At 29.0% G+C, this 6,521-nt stretch carries 7 protein-coding genes; 1 reads left to right on the forward strand and 6 read right to left on the reverse strand.

Annotation, left to right across the window (positions count from 1 at the left end; genetic code table 11):
* The 4 genes from ACXAG4_RS15425 to ACXAG4_RS15440 form a co-directional block, all read right to left on the reverse strand.
* Nucleotides 1–343 (reverse strand): hypothetical protein (locus ACXAG4_RS15425; RefSeq protein WP_475296990.1); only part of this gene is annotated, 343 nt, incomplete at its 3' end.
* 13 nt (nucleotides 344–356) lie between these two features.
* Nucleotides 357–3,158: a BT4734/BF3469 family protein gene (locus ACXAG4_RS15430; protein WP_475296991.1), complete on the reverse strand. Its 2,802-nt coding sequence runs from the start codon at nucleotides 3,156–3,158 to the stop codon at nucleotides 357–359.
* Nucleotides 3,159–3,756: 598 nt separating this feature from the next.
* Nucleotides 3,757–4,788, reverse strand: coding sequence for a hypothetical protein (locus ACXAG4_RS15435; protein WP_475296992.1), 1,032 nt, complete (start codon nucleotides 4,786–4,788; stop codon nucleotides 3,757–3,759).
* Between the two features lie 11 nt (nucleotides 4,789–4,799).
* Complete coding sequence (locus ACXAG4_RS15440; RefSeq protein ID WP_475296993.1) at nucleotides 4,800–5,237, reverse strand: lipocalin-like domain-containing protein; 438 nt, start codon at nucleotides 5,235–5,237, stop codon at nucleotides 4,800–4,802.
* A 174-nt stretch (nucleotides 5,238–5,411) separates the two neighbouring features.
* On the opposite strand from ACXAG4_RS15440, the gene ACXAG4_RS15445 reads away from it, so the two are divergent.
* Nucleotides 5,412–5,660, forward strand: a complete 249-nt coding sequence (locus tag ACXAG4_RS15445) for a helix-turn-helix domain-containing protein (protein WP_475296994.1) — start codon at nucleotides 5,412–5,414, stop codon at nucleotides 5,658–5,660.
* Nucleotides 5,661–5,662: 2 nt separating this feature from the next.
* Here the strand turns inward: ACXAG4_RS15445 and ACXAG4_RS15450 are convergent, their stop codons facing one another.
* Nucleotides 5,663–5,995, reverse strand: coding sequence for a hypothetical protein (locus ACXAG4_RS15450; RefSeq protein WP_475296995.1), 333 nt, complete (start codon nucleotides 5,993–5,995; stop codon nucleotides 5,663–5,665).
* The gene (locus tag ACXAG4_RS15455; protein ID WP_475296996.1) at nucleotides 5,985–6,473 is read right to left on the reverse strand and encodes a 5' nucleotidase, NT5C type; all 489 of its coding nucleotides are present in this window, start codon (nucleotides 6,471–6,473) and stop codon (nucleotides 5,985–5,987) included. The genes ACXAG4_RS15450 and ACXAG4_RS15455 overlap by 11 nt, the downstream gene beginning before the upstream one ends.
* Between the last annotated feature and the right edge of the window lie 48 nt (nucleotides 6,474–6,521).

The raw sequence follows: 6,521 nt of genomic DNA on the forward strand, positions 1-6,521 counted from the left end.
CTGTTCCAGAAACTTTATGACTATGAATTTGCATGAAAAATGCTCCATGACTTGCTGTTAGTTGTTCTACTCCGATTTGAGCATTATGAAAATCATTACGGTTCAGTGTGATGTGAGTGACATTATTAATATCAATAAAATAATGCTTTTTACATTCATATAAGATGACATCTAATTTCTCTTGTTGTTCAACAATGCTAGGGATAAAGCGTCCTTCTCGTGCTAAATAGTATTCAATGTATTTTTGACAAAAGTTAATAACCCCATCATCACTTAGTGTTTTTGATTTATTTTGGATGCTTATTTCACATCCATTAAATTCTGTTATATGTTGTTTATTCATAATTATAGTTTTATTATGATGCCAATAGTTTAAATTCTTCTATTGGCATTAGTTTGTAAACTCGTTTGTTGTTCTCTCTATAGTCTTTTAAGTCGTAACTATAAAACTGACACCATTTTTTTAACCAGTTCTTTATTTTTCGAACAGATATATTATGGTTACTGTTAGAATAGTAAGCCTGTTTCACTTCCTCTAGACTAAATTTGTTTGAAGATAACATCTCTAGATTCTCTTCTATATATTCTAAAAAATCCTCAGAAGTATCTCCAATGAGTTCTTTAAGCTTCATGGACTCAGTAGACATATATATTAATCCCTTTTCGAGAAATAATTCTACACAACCTATCATAAAGTGGTAAAAATTGTTCCAATCATTTTCATTCCAACTTGTAAAGAACTCTCGACCAAACTTGTCGATTGGTGTGTATTTAGTTGAATAATAGTTAGACAACACCAAATCAAAACGACGTCTTTTGCTACTCTCGTCAGTACCAGATATCGGGTAATTACTACTAAGTAATAGTTTGGGGGCAAGTTGAAACGGTATTATCTCTTTATCAGAATATTTTTTAGTAACCTCCATATCGTCAGTTATTGTATTATACATATCTGTAAAATGAAACCCTTGTTTAAGGTCATCTACATGAGCTATTTCATGAGTTTTATTGATTGGTGCTAAAGCAAAATTATCTTGAGCTGAGTAACGTTTCCCATCCAATCGTACCAATTTTGAGAAATTAGACAAAGCCTTACTCAGTATCCCTTTCCCACGTCCTCCATTTGCTTCAGAATAGGATGTTGAATTATCTGATAAGATTACAGCTTTCGCATTTGATTGCGCCTTATAGTTACTAGATAAGTAACCTATAGCAGAACGAAAACTGTCAAAATTTTCACCAGCAATATCAGCAACAAAAACTTCAAAATCTGATTGACCTTTAAATTCAGGATTATAATTATGTTGTATAATTTGACTTGCGTAAACAGGGTAATCCAATTCAGAGTAATTTATAAACGCATTTTGTTTACTTTTATAAATAACCAATACTCCATTCAAGAAGTATTTGTAAACTGTATCTTTTGAATCCCTTTGTGTTTGATGCTCTTCTGCTTTTAAATCTGATAAGAATAAATCAGTAAAAATTGCACGTTGTTTTAAAAAGGTGCTAATTAACAGGGTTTTACCATTACAGGCTTCTCTAATGTAGTCTATTATTATATTTTTTATATCGTATAAATCTAGTTCATAAATTAGGTTTTGTTTTACTATATAATATTGGAAACTACCTCCTTTATTTAAGCAAAAAATATTTTGGGATTTTAAAAACTCAATCAACTTATATTCGTTAACCTTATAGCCAGTAATCTTATTGTTTTTATCGATTATTGTGTCCCAGAAAACATGATTACTATCTTTTAATTTTTCAAGCTCATTATGAACTTTCGAGTCCATAAAGTTTATATTATGTTTTTTAAGTAATTCTTTTAGTTCGTCTTCATCTTGCAAAAGAGCAATTACATTTCTTTTCAGCTCAAAGTTTTCCCATGGTGCAGAATTAAAAACAGATTCATCTTTGCAAGCACTTGATATAATAGAATCAAGTTCATCATCACTTTCAAAAATATTTGTAAATCTTTCATGAAATAAATTTGTGATATCAGTTTCTGGAACACCTGCTGAATACAATTTTATTGCAAGTTTGAAGAGGTTATTATTACGCTGACCAGCTTCCAAAGAATATTTGGATTCCCAATATTTTAGTACCAATTCTTTTATTCTTTCTATTTCGGTTTCAATAAACATAGAATTCTCTTTTCTAATTTTTGTTTCATTTTTTTGCTTCGTCATAGCTTTTTGTTTTTTTTCATGATTAAGGTTTTTTATTTCTTTGTTTTTGTGACTAATTTCCACTCTGAGGGTAAACTCTTCTGCTTCTTTATTTAAATACAGGTCTTCGTCATAAGAGACAAAAGCAGCTCGTGTTATATCTTTACAAGCAATATCAAACCCATTTATATGAGAATAATGTTCTTGTGCACCATTAAATAGGCATATATGGTCATTATAATCTTGTCTTTTTACTTTAAGAAGTACTTTTAATCCTAACCCCTTTGGTGATGTAAATACAGAGTAAACATAAGGGTCTGATTTCAATTGTTCTTTTGTTTTTGATACTTCTTCGAAAGTTGAGAAGTCATCAAAATCAAGACATAGATAATCTGTAAATTTTATAATCTTACTTCCTGTTCTCTTGTAAAATAGACCATTGAATAGTACTACTGGAAGCTTTTTTTTCAACTTATTCTTCTCCTCTTTGCTTTTGGACTTTCGAATATTGTTAATCAATTGAGAGTATTCACCTGATTTTATTCTCTCCAATATATCATCAACCTTTAAATACTCTGGAGCATTTGAATATAAATTAGAGAAGTAAGTCACTTCTTTTTTATTTGCTATCGCTTCCATTGCTTTTTGGCGTCCAATGGGAGTGAGTTTTAAATCTAATGCTTCAAATTTCTTTTTTAAGCTTTTATACACTTTAGATTTTGAACCACTTAATCTATATTCATCCCACATTTCCTTCTTTAGGCTAGAATATTGTTGTAGTTCATCAGAAGTGGTTATTGGCGTATTACAATAAAAATTTAAAGCTAACTTTAGGTCTTCTTTTGTTATGTCATTCTCTAAGAGGGTTTCTTCAAGCTCAAAAAACTCACCTCCTTTTACAATTTGTGAATTATATATTTCCGTTAGTAATTCCTTGTTTATAGACTCTATATCAGAAACATTTATTTTGTTGTTTGTTTCAAGCATAATTGTTTTTTGTTATGTTATTTATTTTGGAGTTAATTATACTCCTTCGACTTATTTTTTTAGAAAGAATCAATACTCTTCACGGAGACCTGTTTTTCATATTTGATGTTTTTTTGAATTAACTACATCTTATATAAACAAATAAATTAACGATGTGTTACAGATTAATTTGTTTACAATTAATCAATGAAGTTTTTACAGGTTAATTATATTGTTAATATATGTATGGTTTGGTTAAGATTAAACTTGTTCTAGTAAGTTAAGACTAGTTAAGAAAAGTTATGTTTGAACATTTTTGACCCAGAATAGAGCATGTTTGATAAGTTGTTTAAGGTCTAACTATATATACTATAGAAACTAAAACAACATTTAACATGAATACTAAAATTTATACCAGAAAAGAACTAGCTGATTACTTTAATGTCTCTCTATGAACTATAGACTCTTGGGTCAAGTCCAAAAAAATTAAGTATTTTAAAATTCAGAATGTTATAAGATTTACTGAATCTGAAATAAATGTATTTATAAAGAAAAATTTAGCATAAAAAAAACCACTCAAATACTGAGTGGTTTTTTATGCTATTATTTAATGTTAAAACTATAAGCCAAATATAATTACAGCCCCTTTTAAAACTTGATTAAATTCTACCATGACTTCTTTTGTTTCCATGTCTAATAGCTGCATGAAATCATAGTATTTATCATCGTTGTTATCATATAATGCTTGTACTTTTTTCTGAAGAGCTTGTCCTTTTTTTGTTGCTTCGTAAGCAGCTTTCGTTTTACTTCTATACTGAGCAATTTTATCTAATAAACTAGTCATTTCTGCTTTGTAAGTTTTCATCTTACTTACAATTCTTTTTTCATCTGCGGTAAGTTTTTTAGGTTTTCTTTCTACAGCATAAGGATTATATATATCAATATTGCTATTATAAAAATCAGTACCAGAACCGTCTACACTTTTAAAATAGTTATAAGTAGAATATCTTGAATAATTTTTGTCCCCTTCCAACACTTGGTCTTCATATGTTCCATCATTTACATTATAAGAGTATGAAACCTTAATTTTTCCAGCTAAAAAATATTCTCCTTTTATATTTGTTTTGTCTCCTAAATACATAAGTTTTTTGAATGTTGCACTTTTTTTAGGGACTTTGTTTAAAAGGTCTTTTTCGTTTAAATCTTTAATTACCAAATTAGTTCCTTCTAATTTTTTTAACATCTTTTTACTTTCTTCTAGTAAGTTTGGACTATTAATATCAATACCTTCAAAATGCCATCTGGATTTTAATTTATTAAAGTATGGTTGATATTTAGTTAAAATTTCAATTCTTTGAGCACTTAGGGACTTTCTAAGTTTCCTTCCTTCTTTACCTTTTACATTTTCAGATTCACTTATTTTTTTTGAAATAACTTCATAATCCTCAATAAACTCTTTCACAGCATCGTTATAAAACCCATCATACATTGGATTTTTTACTTCAGCTTCATAATCTGGCACAAACCATGTTCCTTCTCTTACGGTATAAACGCTATACCTGCTTATATCTCGAAATTTGAATGTTTCTTGACTGAAAGAAAGCATACAATTTAGTATAGCTAGTACTATTAAAAAATTTGTTTTTCTCATCTTTAAATCCTCTAATTTATTTTAACATAAGTTTCTTCAACTAAGACTCCACCATCATCAAAACTAATCTTTAATGTCGTATCATTTAATTCTACTATTTGATATATATCTGTTGATGAATCTTCAAAATTTAATGTTAATGAAGTCTCAGATAATACAAACTCACCATTATCAAATTCTTCATCGCAATAATCATCAAAGTGCCTTTCTGTGAACGAGTTATCTTCATTAAAGACATATTGTTCTCTTTCATTATTGCAAATAATTTGAGTTTCACTGTCAACGCCATCATGAGTAACATTGCTTTCTTGCCATGTTCCTTTTAATAGGTCTAATTGTGTAGTTGTAGGTTCTGTTCTTTGTTCTGAAGAATCATCACTAGAACATGATGAAAAGAATAAACTTGTTGCTAAAAAGGTTGAATAAAAAATAATTCGGGTGTTTTTCATTGTATTTAAATTGATTAATATTTAAAAATCACTAAAGATATTTCAGAAGCTTCTGAAAGCTTTACGGTTTTCCTTAATGATTGTAATTTTCTTACAAATGTAAAATAAAAAAGGTTGCAAACAACCCGTTATTTACAATTGGTTGATTATACCTAAATGTCCTGAATTTTGAATATGACCAAAAGAGAACGTAAAAACGAGGTTTCTGAGTTTTGTATTGAACTTGGTAGACACCTAAGAGCTTTAAGAAAAAAAAGAGGTTTATCTATAGAAGAAATTGCCTTTAAAGCAGAAATTGATGCTCAGAACCTGAGGAAATATGAATTAGGAAGGCAGGAGATGAAGATTTCTATGCTAAAGCGTATAGCGACAGCTTTTGATTTAACCACTTCAGAATTGTTAGTTTTTGATAAAAAACCTTAAAATTATCTATAATTAATTTTTATTTCTTTAGGTATAAAATAACTTGCTGAATACTTTAGCACCTTGCCTGTTTCTATAAATTCATTAAACGCTTTATTATACCACAATGGGTCATTTGGTTTATTTGAATAATCATCAAATAACTTTACATCAAAATAGTGATTATCCTCTGTCCATGGTTCTATTCCGTAAATTCCGAAATCCATCTTTTCAATTCTCTCTAGAACAGCTTTAAAATCAGTTTCAGAGAAATATGCTATTGTCGGAGCATCCCAACCTGTATTCAAATTTGTAAGTCCTTCAAAAATTTGTTTTTCTAAAATCTTATTTTTCAAACTCTGGTTCATTGATTCCTTCTTTAATAAATAAATACTTCACGACCGAATGCCAATCTTTAAAGTTCTCTTGTCCAAAATGGATATGTTCGCCTGAAAAACGGTCAACTCCATTAGCTAGCCTGTCATCAACTATATAATCGCCTTGATTTAAATGTTTGTTATGAGATAAAATCAATCGTTTATAAGCTAATTCAGGTAAGTGTTTTTTTACCCATGCTACTTTTTCAGATGCTGCGGTTGGATTATCCCAAGGACTAGTGGAAAGAATGTAAACATCAAAATGTTTTGCTAGTATTTCAAAGGATTCTATTGCATTTTTCATCGGCTTCATAAGAGAAAAAATTCCCTCTATGTCATCCATGTTATCTTTATATTTCTCTTTTATACTATTGTTTAAAAAAGGAAATGCAGAACGGAAGTCTACCAATACATTGTCCATGTCAATGTATAGGATTTTTTTGTTTGTTTTACTCAAATATTTATGTGTTTATATTTACACTTAAATATACGAAAAACCCGATAA

Source organism: Seonamhaeicola sp. ABD4_175, from assembly GCF_056160885.1.